This is a genomic window from Streptomyces sp. NRRL B-1140 (assembly GCF_001280065.1).
Lineage (GTDB): Bacteria > Actinomycetota > Actinomycetes > Streptomycetales > Streptomycetaceae > Streptomyces.
The window spans coordinates 1-17,661 of the sequence record NZ_LGEA01000114.1 but is presented as its reverse complement, the minus strand read 5'-3'; the positions used below and the strand labels follow the sequence as shown (position 1 = coordinate 17,661).

The 17,661-nt window shown below is 71.2% G+C and carries 12 protein-coding genes; 9 read left to right on the top strand and 3 right to left on the bottom strand.

Annotated elements, in window-relative coordinates:
* Positions 1-170: 170 nt before the first annotated feature.
* From ADK65_RS26150 to ADK65_RS26125, 6 genes are all read left to right on the top strand, one after another.
* Positions 171-1,280, top strand: a complete 1,110-nt coding sequence (locus ADK65_RS26150; RefSeq protein WP_053673244.1) for a LacI family DNA-binding transcriptional regulator — start codon at positions 171-173, stop codon at positions 1,278-1,280.
* A 301-nt stretch (positions 1,281-1,581) separates the two neighbouring features.
* Positions 1,582-2,967 carry an ABC transporter substrate-binding protein gene (locus ADK65_RS26145; protein ID WP_053673242.1) on the top strand — a complete coding sequence of 462 codons (1,386 nt, stop codon included), beginning with the start codon at positions 1,582-1,584 and terminating at the stop codon, positions 2,965-2,967.
* 1 nt (position 2,968) lies between these two features.
* Positions 2,969-3,886, top strand: coding sequence for a carbohydrate ABC transporter permease (locus ADK65_RS26140; protein WP_053673240.1), 918 nt, complete (start codon positions 2,969-2,971; stop codon positions 3,884-3,886).
* Between the two features lie 2 nt (positions 3,887-3,888).
* A complete protein-coding gene (locus ADK65_RS26135; protein WP_053673239.1) occupies positions 3,889-4,821 on the top strand; it encodes a carbohydrate ABC transporter permease in 933 nt (310 codons plus the stop codon).
* Between the two features lie 50 nt (positions 4,822-4,871).
* Positions 4,872-7,019: a beta-galactosidase gene (locus ADK65_RS26130; protein ID WP_053673238.1), complete on the top strand. Its 2,148-nt coding sequence runs from the start codon at positions 4,872-4,874 to the stop codon at positions 7,017-7,019.
* A gap of 16 nt (positions 7,020-7,035) precedes the next feature.
* Entirely contained in the window at positions 7,036-8,901 is a 1,866-nt protein-coding gene (locus ADK65_RS26125) for an RICIN domain-containing protein (RefSeq protein WP_053673235.1), read from the top strand.
* A gap of 135 nt (positions 8,902-9,036) precedes the next feature.
* On the opposite strand, the gene ADK65_RS26120 is transcribed toward ADK65_RS26125, so the two are convergent.
* On the bottom strand, positions 9,037-10,653 hold the full coding sequence (locus ADK65_RS26120; RefSeq protein WP_053673233.1) for a glycoside hydrolase 43 family protein: 1,617 nt from the start codon (positions 10,651-10,653) through the stop codon (positions 9,037-9,039).
* Positions 10,654-10,835: 182 nt separating this feature from the next.
* The gene (locus ADK65_RS26115) at positions 10,836-12,299 is read right to left on the bottom strand and encodes an aldehyde dehydrogenase family protein (protein ID WP_053673746.1); all 1,464 of its coding nucleotides are present in this window, start codon (positions 12,297-12,299) and stop codon (positions 10,836-10,838) included.
* 152 nt (positions 12,300-12,451) lie between these two features.
* Between ADK65_RS26115 and ADK65_RS26110 the strand changes: the two genes are divergently transcribed.
* Positions 12,452-14,860: a SpoIIE family protein phosphatase gene (locus tag ADK65_RS26110; protein ID WP_053673230.1), complete on the top strand. Its 2,409-nt coding sequence runs from the start codon at positions 12,452-12,454 to the stop codon at positions 14,858-14,860.
* 34 nt (positions 14,861-14,894) lie between these two features.
* Here the strand turns inward: ADK65_RS26110 and ADK65_RS26105 are convergent, their stop codons facing one another.
* A complete protein-coding gene (locus ADK65_RS26105) occupies positions 14,895-16,208 on the bottom strand; it encodes a Gfo/Idh/MocA family protein (RefSeq protein WP_053673228.1) in 1,314 nt (437 codons plus the stop codon).
* A 311-nt stretch (positions 16,209-16,519) separates the two neighbouring features.
* Between ADK65_RS26105 and ADK65_RS26100 the strand changes: the two genes are divergently transcribed.
* Both ADK65_RS26100 and ADK65_RS26095 read left to right on the top strand, forming a co-directional pair.
* Complete coding sequence (locus ADK65_RS26100; RefSeq protein WP_053673226.1) at positions 16,520-16,957, top strand: hypothetical protein; 438 nt, start codon at positions 16,520-16,522, stop codon at positions 16,955-16,957.
* Positions 16,954-17,661 (top strand): hypothetical protein (locus ADK65_RS26095; RefSeq protein ID WP_053673224.1); only part of this gene is annotated, 708 nt, incomplete at its 3' end. The genes ADK65_RS26100 and ADK65_RS26095, both read left to right, overlap by 4 nt.

Sequence of the window (17,661 nt, the reverse complement as noted above, 5' to 3'; positions counted from 1 at the left end):
CCCCCGAGGGCCCGGGCCGCGGAGGAAGCCGACCTCGCACGAAGTCTTGACGCGACGCGCTCGACTGCGTAGATATGTCTGCGCAGTCATGACAGCGCAGTCACCCGGCGACGCGGCGGGGCGACCGAGGCCGTCCACACGATCCGATCCACCGCACACCGGGAGACGCCATGACGCGAGCAAGGGGGTGGGACGGTGCTCCCGCCGCGCCGCGAGGCGTCGACGTGGCCAGGGCCGCGGGTGTCTCCCAGAAGACGGTTTCCCGGGTCCTCAACGGCGAGCGGTACGTCTCGGTGGAGGTGCGCCGCCGCGTCCTGGAGGCGGCCGACCGTCTCGGCTACCGGCTGAACACCGCGGCACGGGCCCTCGCCTCGGGGCGGTCCCGGACCATCGGCGTGGTGGCGCTGGGTACCGCCCTGTACGGTCCCGCCTCGCTGCTCCTCGGTGTGGAGCGGGCGGCGCGGGACGCCGGGTACGCGTTGAGCGTGGTCAACACCCTCGAAGGCGACCAGGGGGGCGTCGGCGGCGCCGTGCAGTCACTCCTGGAGCGGGGAGTGGACGGCATCGTCGTGTCGGAGCCCATCGACGAGGACACCGATCCGCTCGCCTCGGAGGTTCCGGTGCTCGTCCTCGGGGCGCCGGCCGGCACCCGCACGGGGGAGCGGACCATCGCCGCGGGGGTCGACTCCGAGGCGCTGGCCCGGGCCGCCACCGAACACCTGCTGGACCTGGGACACCCGACGGTCCATCACCTCGCGGGTCCCGAACGGTGGTTCGCGGCCCGGGACCGGCTGGCCGGCTGGCGGCAGGCGCTCGCGGCCCGTGGCCGTGCGCAGCCCCCGGTCGCCGAGGGCGACTGGTCGGCCGCCTCCGGGTACGCGGCGGGGCGTGAACTGGCCGCCGGGAAGGACCTCACGGCCGTGTTCGCCGCCAATGACGACATGGCCGTCGGCCTGATCAGCGCCCTCACCGAGGCCGGGTTGCGGGTGCCCCAGGACGTCAGCGTGGTCGGCTTCGACGACATCCCGCTGGCCGCCTACGTCCGTCCGCCGCTGACGACCGTGCGCCAGCCGTTCGACGCGGTGGCCGACGAGGGCCTGCGGCTGCTCGTCCACGCCATCGAGAACCCGGAGGCGGAGCTGCCGACGGCACAGGGGCAGCCCGTCGAGCTCGTCGTCCGCTCCTCCACCGCGCCGCCACCGGCCAGGACGGGCACGGCTCCGGTACGACATACCGTGCCGCCCCCGGCCGGCGAGGCGCACGCCCCTCCGGCCGCCTGACCGGGAGGCCACGTCCCGTTTCCGTTACCCGGGGGTGTGAGGGCGCCGGACGTAACCGGACATCCGACGGCACCGTCCTCGTCCCGCACCCACCACCCGTACAAGCACCACCCGTACAAGCCTCGCCACGGGCGGTCGCCCGTCCGGCCCACCAGCGGCCGCGCACCTCGCAGGCCCCGTTCACCGGATCGGCCACCCCGACGCCCGCGGTCACCGGTGCACACCTTTCCTGATCTCGTCTTCCCCGGGCATGCCGCTGCCGGCCTCTGCCTTCCCTCTTCCTTCTCGGCGGGAGCCCAGCATGTCCAGAACCCCTATCCCCTCGTCCGCACCGAGCCGCCGGTTCTTCCTCACCGCCACCGGCGCGGTGACGCTCGGCGCGGCCCTGTCCGCCTGCGGCGGTGGCGACTCGGGCGGCTCGTCCGCCGCGGCCAAGCCGGTCAGCCGGGCCGACATCGACAAGGCGATGCGCAAGCCGACGCAGCTGACGTTCTGGACCTGGGTCCCGAACATCCAGCGCGAGGTCGCCCTCTTCGAGAAGAAGTACCCCGCGATCAAGGTCAACGTGGTCAACGCCGGCCAGGGGATCAAGCACTACACCAAGCTGCGCACCGCGCTCAAGGCCGGCAGCGGGGCCCCCGACCTGGCACAGATCGAGTACCAGGCGATCCCGACCTTCACGATCACGGACAGCCTGCTGGACCTGGGCCCGCACGGCGCCTCGGCCCTCAAGGGGGAGTTCGTCGACTGGACCTGGGGGCAGGTCAGCGGGCCCAAGGGGGAGGTCTGGGCGATACCCCAGGACACCGGCCCGATGGGGATGCTCTACCGCAAGGACGTCTTCGACCGGCACGGCATCCGGGTCCCCGAGACCTGGGACGACTTCGCCGCCGCGGCCCGCAAGCTGCACAAGGCCGACCCGGACGTCTACCTGACCAACCTCTCGGCCAACGAACCCGCCGCCTGGCACGGCCTGTTGTGGCAGGCGGGCGCGAACCCCTACGGCGTCTCCGGCAAGAGCGACCTGTCCATCAGCGTCGACGACACGGTCTCCAAGAAGCTCGGCACGTACTGGGGCGGGCTCGCCGAGGAAGGCGTCATCAGCACCGACCCCGACTTCACCGACGGCTGGTACGCGGGCTTCAACAAGGGCAAGTACGCCACCTGGCTCACCGCGGCCTGGGGACCGGCGTTCCTGTCCGGCTCGGCCAAGTCCACGGCCGGCAAGTGGCGTGCGGCCCCGCTGCCCCAGTGGGACGCGGCCAAGCCGGCCTCCGGCAACTGGGGCGGCTCGACCACGGCCGTCCTGCGATCGAGCAAGAACGCCATCGCCGCCGCGCAGTTCGCCCAGTTCCTCAACAGCGACCCGGCCAGCGCGAAGCTCTTCGCCACCGAGCAGTCCTTCTTCCCGGCCACCAAGGCCCTGCTCACCGACCCCTCCTTCACCGGTGGCGCCGCCCCCTTCTACGGCGGTCAGAAGGTCAACGAGCTCTTCGCGTCCATCGGCGACACGGTCGACCCCGCCTTCCAGTGGCCGCCCTTCTACGACCAGGCGGCGACCGACTGGATCGAAACCGTCGGCAAGTCCCTCGCCGACAAGTCCGACGCGGGCGCCGCGCTCGGCGCCTGGCAGACGCGCCTGACCACGTACGCCAAGAAGCAGGGCTTCACCGTCAAGGGAACGTGACATGACCGCCGCCACCGCACCCCCCGTTTCCAGGCCGAAGGGAGCCGGCCCGCGTCACCGCCGCGTCGCCGGCCCCCTGTTCGTCGCCCCGTTCCTCATCCTCTTCCTGCTGCTCTTCCTCACCCCGCTCGGCTACGCCGCCTACCTGAGCCTCTTCCAGGAACGCCTCGTCGGCGGAACGGTGTTCGTCGGCCTGGACAACTACGTCACCGCCCTGACCGACCCCCAGCTCCTGAGCGGTGTCGGCCGGGTGGCGCTGTTCTTCCTCATCCAGGTCCCGCTGATGCTGGCCCTCGCGCTGGTGTTCGCCCTCGCCCTGGACAGCGGACTGCTGCGGCTCGCGCGCCTGATCCGGCTGGGCATCTTCGTGCCGTACGCCGTCCCGAGCGTCGTCGCGGCCCTCATGTGGGGCTATCTGTACGGGCCGGACTTCGGGCCGTTCGCCCAGCTGAGCCGCGAACTCGGCGTCCCGGCGCCGGACTTCCTCAGCGACGGGTGGATGCTCGGCAGCCTCGCCAACGTCGTCACCTGGGAGTTCGTCGGCTACAACATGATCATCCTGTACGCGGCTCTGCGCACCATCCCGCACGAGCTGTACGAGGCCGCCGCGATGGACGGGGCCGGCCCCTGGCGCGTCGCGAGGTCGATCAAACTCCCCGCACTGAAACCCGCCCTCCTGCTGACCCTGCTGTTCTCCGTGATCGGCAGCTTCCAGCTCTTCAACGAACCGAACCTGCTGATGAAGATCGCGCCCGACGTCATCAGCAGCTCCTACACCGCCAACCTCTACGCCTACTCCCTCGCCTTCACCGGCCAGCAGGTCAACTACGCGGCCACGGTCTCCTTCCTCCTCGGCCTGGTCATCGTCATCGCCTCCTACGGCGTCCTGCTCACGGCGAACCGCAGGAGGACCCCGTGACCATGACCACTCCCGCGGGCACCACCGCCGCTCGCCGAACCGAGCGGAAGCACACGCCGCCGCCACCGGCGCGTCGCCGGTCCCGGCCCCGCCGCAGCACCCCGCTGACCATCGCCATGCTGGCGGCGCTCGCCTACTTCCTGCTGCCGCTGCTCTGGCTGCTCGTCGCCTCCACCAAGAACACCCAGGACCTGTTCGACAGCTTCGGCCTGTGGTTCTCGCACGCCCCGCAGCTGCTGACCAACATCCGGGCCACCTTCGCCCAGGACGGGGGCGTCTTCGCGCACTGGCTGCTCAACACCGCCGTGTACGCGGGAGTCAGCGCGGCCGGCGCGGCGTTGCTGGCGGCCGCCGCCGGGTACGGGTTCGCCAAGTTCCGCTTCCGCGGGGACCGTCTGGCCTTCAACGTGGTCCTCGGCGCCATCATGGTCCCGGCCACCGCCCTGGCGATCCCGACCTATCTGCTGTTCGCGGGCGTCGGCCTGGTCAACACCCCCTGGGCGGTCATCCTCCCTTCCCTCGTCAACCCCTTCGGCCTGTACCTGATGCGCGTCTACGCCGCCGACGCCGTCCCGGACAGCCTCCTGGAAGCGGCCCGCATCGACGGGGCCGGCGAGGCGCGGATCTTCTTCGGGATCGCGCTGCGCCTGCTGGCCCCCGGCCTGGTGACCGTCCTGCTCTTCACGCTCGTGGCGACCTGGAACAACTACTTCCTGCCGCTGATCATGCTCAACGACCCGGACCTGTACCCCATCACGGTCGGGCTGTCGTCCTGGGCGGAGCAGGCACAGAACGGCGGCGCGGGCGCCAGCAGCGACATGCTCCCCCTCGTCGTCACCGGTTCCCTGATCTCGATCGTGCCGCTCGTCGCGGCCTTCCTGCTGCTGCAGCGCTACTGGCAGAGCGGCCTGGCCGCGGGCAGCGTCAAGCAGTAGGTCGCGCGCAGCCCCCCACACTCCCCTTCTTGTTCACGGAGGTTCCTCCCATGGCGGATCTGCCAGACCGCGTTCTGTTCGGTGCCGCGTACTACCACGAGTACACCCCCACGTACGACGCCGGCCTGCGGCCCGACGAACGGCTGAAGACCGACCTCGACCTCATGGCCGAGGCGCACTTCACCGTGATCCGGGTGGGGGAGTCGGTCTGGTCGACGTGGGAGCCCGACAACGGCCGCTTCGACCTCGACTGGCTGCAGCCGGTTCTCGACGGTGCCCACGAACGCGGCATCTCCGTCATCCTCGGCACACCGACCTACGCGGTGCCGCCGTGGCTGGCCCGCCAGTACCCCGAGATCACGGGGGAGCGGCGCACCGGCGAGCGCATCGGCTGGGGAGCCCGCCAGGAGGTCGACTTCACCCACCCGGCCTTCCGGTTCTTCGCCGAGCGGGTCATCCGCAGGATCGTCGCCCGGTACGCGGACCATCCGGCGGTCATCGGCTGGCAGGTGGACAACGAGCCGGGCCTGCACCTCTTCCACAACCACGGCGTCTTCCAGCGCTTCACGGACCATCTGCGGGAGAAGTACGGGGACGTCGAGACCCTCAACCGCGAGTGGGGCCTGGTCTACTGGTCCCACCGCCTGTCCACCTGGGCCGACCTGTGGACCCCGGACGGCAACGAACAGCCCCAGTACGACGTCGCCTGGCGGGAGTTCCAGGCCCGCCAGGTCACCGAGTTCATCGGCTGGCAGGCGGACATCGTGCGGGAGTACGCCCGTCCCGGCCAGTTCGTCACCACCTGCATCTCCTACACCCGACAGGGCGTCGCGGACGACGAGCTGTCCGCCCGGCTCGACATCGCCTCCGGCAACCCGTACTACGACATGCAGGACGGCCTGCTGCTGCCCGACCCCACGCCCGACGAGCACGAGCAGGTCTGGAAGACCACCGGCGTCTGGTCGATGTACCAGACGGCGGACTGGATGTTCTCCTCCCGCCAGGAGCCCTTCCTGGTCACCGAGACCAATGCCAACTCCATCGGCTTCTGCTGGGACAACCGGCCCGGCTACGACGGGCAATGGCGCCAGGCGGCCTGGGCGCACGTGGCGCGCGGCGCCCGGATGATCGAGTACTGGCAGTGGCAGACCCTGCGCTTCGGCGCCGAGACGTACTGGGGCGGAGTCCTGCCGCACACCGGGCGGCCCGGCCGGACGTACGCCGAGATCGCCCGGCTGGGCGCCGAGTTCGACCGGGCGGGCGCGCTCGTCGCGGACCTCGAACCGGACGCCGACATCACGGTCGTCTACTCCACGCCCAGCAAGTGGCTGATGCAGAAGTACCCGCCACTGGCGAACGCCGCCGGCGAGCCGGACCCGGCCGCCTACCATCGCATCCTCGACCCCTTCTACCGCGGCGCCTTCGACGCCGACCGCCAGGTGCGCATCGTCCACGCACGCCACCTGCACGACCCCCTCGGCGAGAACGCGGGCCTGACCCCCGACGAGGCCGTAGTCCGCCACCCGGTCCTGGTCGTCCCGGCGCTCTACATCGCCCACGACGAGCTGCTCGACTGGCTCGCCGCCTATGCCCACGCGGGCGGCCACCTGGTCCTCGGCCCCCGCACCGGCTACGCCGACCACGAGGCCCGGGCCCGGCACGAGGCGGCCCCCGGACGTCTCACCGAAGCCGCGGGGGTGTCGTACGACGAGTTCAGCAACCTCACCGGCGCCCTCCGGGTGCGAGCGGCGGCCGGCAGCCCCCTGGAGGTGCCGGAGGAGGCGACGGCGACCCACTGGGCGGACGGCCTGACCGTCACCGACGCCGACGTCCTCGCCGAGTACGACCACCCGCACTTCGGACGCTGGCCCGCGCTCACCACCCGCCGCCACGGAGCCGGCCGCGTCACCCACGTCGGCACCGTGCCCGGCCGCGCCCTCGCCCGGGCGCTGGCCGGCTGGCTCGCGCCGGAGCCCCGCAGCGGCTGGCGCGACCTCCCCGCATCCGTCACCGCCACCACCGGCACGGCCGCCGACGGCCGCCGCGTCCACGTCGTCCACAACTGGAGCTTCGAGCCCGCCCGGGTCGAAGCACCAATGGAGCTGACCGACGTCCTGGACGGCGGGGCGCTCCGGGCCGGCACGTCCGTCTCACTCGGCGCGTGGGACGTGCGCGTCTTCGTCGCAGCAACCGAATAGAGGAGGCACACCACCGATGAACCGAGCCGCACCGTGGTCGTCCCCGAAAGGGGCCACCAGAACAGGCAGAACGGTCCGAGCCCTCGGGACGTTCGCCGCGGCCTCCGCGCTGCTGGCGATACCCGCCGCGAGCGCGCAGGCGTACAACCCGACGGGCGGGATCCTCTACCAGCTCGGCAGCGAGCCGTGCCTGAAGGGCCGGGGCAACTGCGCGGTCTACCCGAAGACGGCACAGCTGCCCGGCGGGCGCCTGGTCGCCTCGTTCGAGAAGTCCACCGTCGTGCCCACGTCGTCAAGCGCCGACGGCCAGACCCTGCCCGTCTACAAGAGCGACGACCACGGTACGAGCTGGCAGCCCCTGTCCGAGGTCAAGGCACCCGCGTACCTCTCGAAGGACCCCAAGTACGCCAAGTACACGAGCAACTGGACGAACCCGTATCTCTACGTGCTGCCGCAGAACGTCGGCAAGCTCAAGGCGGGCACCCTGCTCCTGGCGAGCGTCGTGTCCGGCGACGACGCCTACTACAAGGAGCACAAGGCGGCCGACCCCGGCTGGACGCCGAGCAACGACGGCGACCGCAGCGACCTGGCGATCGCCCTGTACTCCAGCACCGACGAGGGCAGGACCTGGAAGGTCCTCAACATCGTCGCGACGGGCGGCTGGCAGGGCGGCAGCGCGGGTGCCGTCGGACGGAACGTCGCCGACGCGAACAAGACCAGGCAGGTCGATCCCCTCTGGGAGCCGTACCTGATGGTCTACAAGGGCAAGCTGGTCTGCTACTACTCCGACGAGAACGACTACCTCGGCTTCGACGCCAGGACCGGCGCTCCGAAGCCCGACCCCGAGAACGGCACCGCCACCGACTCGCACGGCCAGATCCTCGCGCACCGCACGTGGGACGGCAGCGCCACGAAGTGGAGCGACGCCGTCGTCGACCTCGCCGGTTCCGTCCAGGACATGGGAGGCGGCAAGACGGAGATCGGCGGCGGCCGGCCGGGCATGACCAACGTCGTCCGCACGACCGACGGCAAGTGGATGCTGACCTTCGAGTACTGGGGCGGCGGGGCCAACACCAGGTACGTGATCGCCGACGACCCGCTGAGCTTCTTCCGCGGTACCCAGACCGGCATGTCCGTCGGCTCGCTGCCCGTCACCGCCGGTTCCCGTCCGCTCTCCGGCGGCGGCAGCCCGGTCCTCATCCGGCTGCCCGACGGGCGCCTGGTCTACAACGCGGCGAACAGCGGCAACGTCTGGGTCAACGACAGCGGACGCAGCGACGGCGTGTGGACCGAGTACCAGACGACCTCGCAGCCCGGCTACAGCCGCAATCTCCAGTACGTCGAGGGCACCGGTCGCGTCGCGATCCTCAACAACCAGGGCACGTCCCAGATCGCCTATGCCGAGGTCGACCTCGGCGACTCGGACGGCGCCTACTACCGGCTGGTGAACCGCAGGACCGGCCAGGTGATCGGCACCGGCAACAGGACCAACGACGCGAACCTCGGCAACGGGAACGTTCCCGACGTGGTCCTGGAGGACGCCGGCGCCGCGGCGAACCCGGACACCCAGTACTGGCACGTGGTGGCCGAGCCCAAGGGCGGCACGACGCTGCTCAACAAGTCGGGCGGGCGCGCGGCGGCGATCTGGACGGGCAGCGCCACGGCCGGCCAGCGGATCGGCCAATGGGTCGACGACAGCCCCACGGGCAGCTGGAACCTCGTCAAGAACGCCGACGGTTCCTACAAGCTCCAGTCGGTCAAGGCCACCGGTCTGTACCTCACCGGCGCGACCGCGGGAGGGCCGCTGACCCTCCAGAGCGCGGCCTCGGACGGTTCGCAGGACTGGCGGCTGGTCCGGGACACCCGGCGCGGCGGCTCGTGATGCCTGCTCCCGCCGGTCGCTGAACCGCTCGGACGCGGCGCCTCCTGCCGTCCGCAGAAGACGCCGCGTCCCTGCCTCCTGGTGAGGCCTGCCAGTGAGGCCGAACGATGGAAGGGCAAGGGCGGGTCAGGCCGTTCAGGGGGTGGACAGTTCGAACCGCGTCACTCGGACCGACCCGCCCAGCGCCTGCGTGGCGTGGTTGAAGAGCGCGAACCGGTAGCCCATGAAGAACCGCCAGTCGTTGCCCATGGCGAAGGCGGGGCCCAGCCGGGTGAAGGTGACGCCGTCGGTGCTGTAGGAGAAGGTGCCGGGCCGGGACGCTCCGGGGCGGATGTCGGCGTTCGCCCGCAGCCAGAGGCGACCGCCCGGCACGTTCGCACTCGCCCGCTCGATCCCGGTGCCCGTGGTGTTCCAGCTGCCGTCCATCGTCAGGCCGTCGACCATGACCACCCGCGTCGTACCCCCGTCCCGTTTCAGGCCGATCCAGGCGGAGGAGTCGCGCAGCAGCGCGAGCCCGGCCCGGTCGCCGTCCCGCATCGCGGAGTGGTCGAGCTGGACCGTCGCCGTGGAGGTGGGTCCCTGGATGCGGTGGGTGAGGGTGTTGCGCGCCCAGTAGAGGTCGTTGGTGACCGTGGCGGTGCGCAGGGTCAGGCCGTTGTTCACCGACCACCTGCCGTTGTCCGGGTTGTGGTTCCACTCCCACCTGGGCTTGAGGACCGTGCCGTCGAAGGTGTCGGCACCGGTCAGGGGAGTGACCTGCCGGGGCGGTGGCGGCATGACCGGAGTGGGATACGACCTGCCCCACGCGCCGTTCACGAGCTGGACGACCGGCCAGCCGTCCGGGGTCCAGGTGACGGGTGCCAGGGCGGGCATGCGGCCGCCGGGGTAGGCGTCGACGAACGCCATGTAGTACCAGGCACCGTTCTGGGTCCGCACCAGCCCGCCCTGGTGCGGCACGCCGCCGCCGGAGATCGGCCCGGGCAGGTCGAGCAGGACCTGCCGCAGGGTGTAGGGGCCGAAGGGGCCACTGGTGGACCGCAGGATGTACTGGCCGTTGGCCGGGCGGGTCAGGAAGATGTAGTAGCTCCCGTTGATCTTGTAGAAGCGGGATCCCTCCAGGGTGCCGATGCTCGACGGGGTGCTGAACACCTGCTGGGCCCGCACCTGGCTGCGGCCGTCCGCGGACAACTGGGCCACGCTGATCGTGCCGTTGCCGTACGCCACGTACAGGGTGTTGTCGTCGTCCACCAGCAGACCCGCGTCGTAGTACACCTGAGGGAGCGTCGCGTGCCTGCTCCAGGGTCCCTCGGCGGAGCGGGCCGTGTACACGTGGGTCCGGGCGAAATCGATCTGGCCGAGCCAGTAGAACGTCCGGTCGGCGGGGCGGTACGCCAGGGACGAGGCCCAGATCCCCCTGACGTAGCCACGTCCGCCGTTCAGGTCGTACTTGGCGCCGAAGTCGAGGACGGGCACCGCGTGGCCGGCGATCTCCCAGTTCACCAGGTCGTACGAGCGCAGCACGGGGGCGCCCGGCGAATAGTGCATCGTCGAGGCGGAGCAGTAGTAGGTGTTGTCGACGCGGATGATGTCGATGTCCGCGAAGTCCTGCCAGATCACGGGGTTCGAGTAGGTCGCGGCCGGTCCGGCCGCGGCTGCTCCCGCCCTGCCGGGAGGCAGCAGGGCGCCGGCGGCCAGGCCGCCGGTCGTGGCGAGGGCCGCACGGCGACTCAAGGGATGACCGGTCCATGTCATTCGAAACCGCCTCGGGAGTGGGGGCTGCCATGAAAGGGCGGGTGGACTGTCTGTTCTGTATGCCGAACAACGGCTGTCCTGTCGAACGCTCTGGATGATATGAGCAGCACCTGACGGGTCGTCAATACATCTCGCAGCATTCGATTGTCATGGCGAAATGTTTCGCTCTGGCCCGGGTGGGGTCAGGACGGGCCGGGTGCCGTCATCCAGCGCCACTGTGTGAACGCCTCCAGGCTGGCGGTGCCGCCGATGCGGGAGGTGTTGCCCGAGATCCCCATGCCGCCGAAAGGCGCGTTCGCGGCGTTCTTGGCCGACACGTCGTTGATGTGGATCATGCCCGTGCGCAACCGCTGGGCCAGGGCGGTCGCCCGCGGTACGGACCGGGAGTGAACGGCGGCGGCCAGGCCGTACGCCGTGTCGTTGGCGATCTCCACGGCCTCGTTCTCGTGGCGGAACGGGATGACGGGCGCGACCGGCCCGAAGATCTCCTCCCGGAAGGCCGGCATGGACCGCTCGACGCGGTCCAGCACGGTGGGCGGGTAGAAAAGCCCCTTACGGATCCCTCCGGTCAGCACGCGTGCTCCGGCGTCCACGCTCAGGTCCACGATCCGTGCGATCCGGGCCGCCTGCCGTTCGCTGATGACCGGGCCGAGCGCCACGCCCTCGTCGCGCGGATCACCCACCGGCATCGCCTTCGCATGCCGGACCAGCGCCTCGGTGTACGCGTCGACGACATCCGCGTGGACGACATGACGTCCCGCCGCGACACAGGCCTGGCCCTGGTAGCCGAACGAACTCATGGCCCCGGCCACCGCGGCCGCCTCCACGTCCGCGTCCTCCAGGACGACGATCGAGTTCTTGCCGCCCAGCTCCAGGGACACGCGTTTCAGCCCCTCGCCCGCGATCCGGGCCACCTCCCGCCCCGCCTCGGTCGAGCCGGTGAAGGAGATCATCGCGACATGGGGATCGGCGGCGACCGCACGCCCGGTCGCGGCATCGCCCGGCAGGACGTGCAGCACACCCTCGGGCAGCCCGGCCTCGGCGAACAGCCGCGCGACCAGGACACCGCCCGAGACCGGGGTGAGAGGGTCGGGCTTGAGCAGCGCGGTGTTGCCCAGGACCAGCGCCGGCGCCAGTGCCCGCATCGCGAACAGCAGCGGCGCGTTCCACGGGGTGATGACCCCCACGACCCCCAGCGGCACCCGCCACGCCAGACTCGTCCCGCCGGGGACCTGCGGTACGAGGACCTCGCCCGGGGGCTGGGACGCGAGCCCGACCGCGTTCCGCAGCTGAGCGAGGCCGGCCGTGATCTCGTAGTCGCCCTTGGCCGGGACGCCCCCGGTCTCCCGGACGATCCACTCACGGACCGCTCCGCTGCGCTCACGCAGGGCACGATCCGCCCTCATCAGTACATCGACCCGGTCGGACACGGTGGTCGCCGCCCACCCCGGCGCGGCCCGGGCGGCCCGGGCACCCGCCCGTTCGACGTCCGCCGCGCCGGCCAGACCCACCTCCGCCAGTTGTTCCCCGCCGGCCGGCTCGAAGACCCGGAGGGTGCCGCCCTCGGCGGTGCGCCAGCCCTCGCTGTGAATCTTCCCGGTCCACTCGGCCGCGTCGGGCCAGATCAGCTCGCCGTCGACAGACATGGTCACGACCTCCGCGCCCGGTCGGTGGTGATGCACGCGCTGCTCACCAGCTCACAGGCCATTCAACCTGGCTGAGGAGATATCTGTCATTCTTGGGGCATATCGGATTCACGTAGTAAGGGTGCCTAGAGGGTGAGGCGGGTTGAGGCTCCATGGCGAGATCTGCGTCCGTCCCGGGCGAGGGCAGCGGGGCACCGCCCGAGGGCCTCGACGACGAGACCCTCACCGCCAAGGCCGTCGTGGACGAGCGCGGCGTCGTCACGGGATGGAACGAAGGAGCACGCAGGCTGCTCGGCTATCAGGCCTCGGAAGTGATCGGCCGGCCCGGGTCCGCGCTGCTCGCGGACGAGCCCCCGCCCGGTCTCCTGAGCTCCCTGCTCACCCTCCCCCGATGGAACGGCGCCGCGACGCTCCTGCACCGCCAGGGACACCCCCTGACCGTGAACCTCCTGGCCCACCTCCGGCGCGACGACAACGGTCACAGCGAATGGCTGCTGCTCACGGCGGTCAGCCGCCGGGAGGTGAGCCCGGACGACGACGCCTTCCTCAGGAGGAGCTTCACCCAGTCCACCTGCACGACGGCGCTGTACGACACCGGCCTGCGGCTGGTCAGGGCCAACGCCGACATGGAACGGGTGATCGGCCTGCCCGAGGAGGCGATGCGCGGGCTGCGTGTCTCGGAGATCGTGCACCACCCGCAGGCCGACCTCACCGAGCAGGCCATGCGGCGAGCGCTGGACACCGGTGAGCGGCAGGACCTCCAAGTCTCCCTCCAGCTCGCCGGCCATGAACGCCCGAGCGTGTGGACCGTCTCCCTCGCCCCGGTCCGCACGGGCGACGGCCGGGCACAGGGGGTGCTGCTCTCGGCGCACGACATGACCGAACAGCACCAGGCCCGGCAGCGGCTGGCCCTGGTGAACGAGGCGAGCCTGCGCATCGGCAGCACGCTCGACCTCGTCCGCACCGCGCAGGAGCTCGCCGACGTCGCCGTACCGCGGCTCGCCGACTTCGTCACGGTCGACCTGCTTCCGTCCATCGACGACGGCGACGACCCGCCCACCGGTTCCCCCAAGGGCTCCGTCCGGCTGCGCCGCGTCGCCCATCAGTCGGTGCTCGACGGTTGTCCCGAGGCCGTGGTCCCCAACGGGACCGTGGCCGTCTACCCCGACAGGTCGACGGCGGCCGAGTGCCTGGCTGCCGGGCGGCCCCTGATCCAGCAGGTCACCCCCGAAGCCATGGAGCACGTGCTGCGCCAGACCCCCGAGCGCGGGGAACGGATGCGCCGGTTCGGCTTCCACTCCGTGCTGGCCGTACCCATGCGGGCACGCGGCCTCACCCTGGGGGTGGCCACCTTCTCCCGCCACCGCAATCCGGAACCCTTCGAACAGGACGACCTGCTGCTGGGCCAGGAGATCACCGACAGAGCCGGCCTCTGCATCGACAACGCCCGCCGGTTCACCCGGGAGCGCGCCACCTCCCTGACGCTGCAGAGCAGCCTCCTGCCGCAACGGCTGCCCGAGCAGTCCGCCCTCGACGTCGCCTCACGCTACCTGCCCGCAAGCGCCCAGGCCGGCGTGGGCGGGGACTGGTTCGACGTCATCCCGCTGTCCGGCGCCCGCGTCGCCCTGGTCGTCGGTGACGTCGTCGGCCACGGCATCCAGGCCTCGGCCACCATGGGGCGGCTGCGGACCGCGGTCAGAACCCTCGCCGACGTCGACCTCCCTCCCGACGAGCTCCTCACCCACCTGGACGACCTGGTCAGTCATCTGGCCGCGGACGCCGACGGTACGGGAGACATCGGGGCCACCTGCCTGTACGCCGTGTACGACCCGGTCTCCCGCCGCTGCTCGCTGGCACGCGCGGGACATCCCGTCCCGGCGCTGCTGACACCGGACGGCAGGGCGGAGTTCCTCGACATACCCGCCGGACCCCCCTTGGGACTGGGCGGTCTGCCCTTCGAGGCAGTCGAACGAGAACTGCCCGAAGGCAGCATGCTCGCGCTGTACACCGACGGACTCGTCGAGGCGGGATCCCGTGACATCGACGTCGGCTTGGACACCTTGCTGAGCACACTGCGGACCTCCGACGCCTCACTCGAGGGCACCTGCGACGCGGTGCTGCGGGCCCTGCTTCCGGAACGGCCGGCCGACGACGTGGCCCTGCTCGTGGCCCGCACCCGCGCCCTGGACACCTTCCACGTGGCCGCCTGGGACGTACCACCCGACACCTCCGCGGTCGCCGTGGCACGCAAGAACGCGTGCCGGCAGCTGACCGCATGGGGCCTCGACGACTGCGCGTTCGTCACGGAGCTGGTGGTCAGCGAGCTCGTCACCAACGCCATCCGGCACGCCGAACCCCCCATCGAGCTGAGGCTGATCCACGACCGCTCCCTCATCTGTGAGGTGTCGGACGGTAGCACCACCGCCCCGCACATGCGGCGGGCCCGCACCTACGACGAGGGCGGCCGGGGCCTGCTCCTCGTGGCCCAGACGTGCCAGGGCTGGGGCGCGCGGCACACGACCGAAGGCAAGGTCATCTGGGCGGAGCAGGCGCTTCCCTGACGCGTCGCCAGGTTCGTCGTACTCTCCGGAGCCCTCACACGTCGAGCAGGTCCCGGGTGCGCACCGGGCCCCCCGACTCGAAGGACCGGTTCGCGGCGAGGCCCGTCACCAGTGAGCGCGCCCCGTCGACCGCGTCCGCCGCCCGGCCCAGCGGGTCGGCCACGGATACGCCGAAGAGATCCTCGAGCATGCGTACGTCCCCGCCGCCGTGGCCGCCGTCCTCGGTCCGGACCTTCAGTTCACGCGGCGGCTCCCAGAACCGGCGCAGCATCAGCTCCGTGCGTCCCGCCGTGTCGCCGGCCGACTCCCCGTGCAGCACGGCGCTCCCGCCCGGGACCCGTACCCGCGGCCGGGTCCACGTGGACTCCTCCACCAGCAGCTCGAGGCGGCCTTCGCTGCCGTTGAAGGCGATCCGGTACCCCTCCCACGGGGCATAGGCGGTGAGGTGGTAGGTCAGGGTGGAGCCGGTCGCGTAGCGGACCAGCACCGCCATGTCGTCCTCGATCGTCACACCGGGCCCGAAGACGTTCTGATCCCGGTGGTAGCCGTCTGCGGCCTCCGCGTCCAGATACAGCGCGGAGAGCAGCGGGGAGTCGGCCATCCGTACCGCGAACGGATCGTCCGCCGCCGCCGGTGAGCCGTGCGCCCTCGCGTAGTCACGGGCCAGGCCGCGCCGCGTGCCCGCCTCGTCGCCGTAGAAGAACAGACCGCCGTGCGCGTACACCGTCTCGGGCTCGGTGCCCAGCCACCAGTTGACCAGGTCGAAGTGATGGGTGGCCTTGTGCACCATCAGGCCACCGGAGTTGGCCTTCTCACGGTGCCAGCGCCGGAAGTAGTCGGCACCGTGCCGCAGGTCGAGCAGCCATTCGAAGTGCACGGAGCCGATCTCGCCGATCTCCCCGGCCGCGAGGGTCTCCCGGACGGCGGCGTGCACCGGGTTGTAGCGGTAGTTGAAGGCGACCCGCACCTGACGGCCGGTGCGGCGCTGTGCGTCGAGGATGCGCATGGCGCGGTCGGCGTCCGTCGTCATCGGCTTCTCGGTGACCACGTCGCAGCCGGCCTCCAGGGCCTCGACGATGTAGTGGTCGTGGGTCCGGTCCACCGTGCAGACGACGACGAGATCGACGCGTTCGCGGCGCAGCATCTCGGTGAAGTCCTCAGCGCCGTAGGCGGGTACCGAGGCGCCGATCCACTCGTTGTGCACGGCCATGCGGTGGGGATTGACATCGCAGAATCCCACCAGGTCGATCCGGTCCGCGTAGGGACCGGCGAGTGCGGTGGTGAACATCCGGGCGCGGGCGCCCAGTCCCACGACGGCGCAGCGGCGGCGTGCGGTGTCGGAAGGCATGCGGTCTCCCTATCGGTTCAGTCGGAGGACGACTCGCGAGTGCCGAGGCTGGCACCCTGGCCTACGAGCGTCAATGCGGGTCCGGCTCCGTGCGCTGACGGCAGGGTGGGGGAAGGCCGCGCTTCGTTGGCGATCGAGTTCCCCATCTATGGGCGCAGGTCCTGCTCGCTTCGGATCGATCACTTCGTGCTCCTGCCCGCTCGACTGCACATTCCTTTGGAAAATGCCAAAGCGTTCACCTGCGCCCACCACTTTCCGTAGTGTCGTGCTCACGTTCGCGGGAACGGCCGTGCAGGGGGAGGGGATTCGGCGTGCCCGGAATCGACGAGAGTCTGCTGGAAGCCATGCGCTTGCCAGGTGCGCGAGGGGCGTCGGTGGTCGACTGGATCAGCGGTCTCGCCCTGGGCGCGGTGGGTGACGCACCCGGTGGCGACGCGGAGGAGACGGCTGCGGAAACCGCCGAACTCGCCCGCCTCGCGACCGAGAGCGGCGTTCTCGCCCGCACCGGCCGACCGTCGGGCGACAGCACAGGCGCATCGCCCGGCGGCGCCGGCGGGCCCTCCGGCAAGGAACCTCCCGTACAGGATCTGATCATCACGAACGCCGACTCGTACCACCTGCTCAGGTTCGTCACGACGACCTTCGACAGCACCGTGTTCGTGCACTTATGGCTCGACCGCGGTGAGGGGAACCTGGCCCTGGCCCGCATCCGGCTGGCCGAGCTGACGGACCGGCTGGTGCTCGGATGACCACTCCGACCCGGGTCCCGCCCACGGCCGAGCCCGCCTCGGCCCTGCTGCGCACCCTCGCCGCACAAGGGGCGACCGGTGCCCTGTCCACCGAGTCGGGGATCGTCTACCTCGCGACCGGACACGTCGTCCACGTCGAATCCGCCGTCACACCCGACCTCGGCGACCTGCTCACCCACAGCGGTGCGCTCGCCCCGGACGGCTGGTGGGAGGCGATCGACCGGGCCGGGCGCCGCTGCCGCGTCGGACGACAGCTGGTGGACAGCGGTCAGCTCGCCGCCGGCGCGCTGGAGCTGTGCCATCTGGGCGCCCTTTTCGACGCGGCGTACTTCGTCCTCGCCCACGACGGACCGGCTCTCCGCTTCCGCCCCGGAGCCGCGCACTGGCTCGGCGCGGTCCGGTCCGTACCGGTGGAGACCGTCCTGCGCGAATCCAGACGCCGCCGCGAACTGCTGCACCGCATATGGCCCGAACCCGCCGTCGACCGCTCGCCGCTCGCCCGCCTGCCCGGCCCGGACGCCGCCGACCTGCCGGCCCGCCGCGGCCGGACCCTCGCCCAGGTCGACGGAGTCCGCACCGCCGCCCAGATCGCCACGGCCCTGGCCTGCCGCACCTTCCACACGCTCGTCGAACTCCGCCGCCTCGCCGCCGCCGGACTGGTGGCTCCGGTGGCCCCCACCTCTTCCCCCACCCCAGTCCCAGCC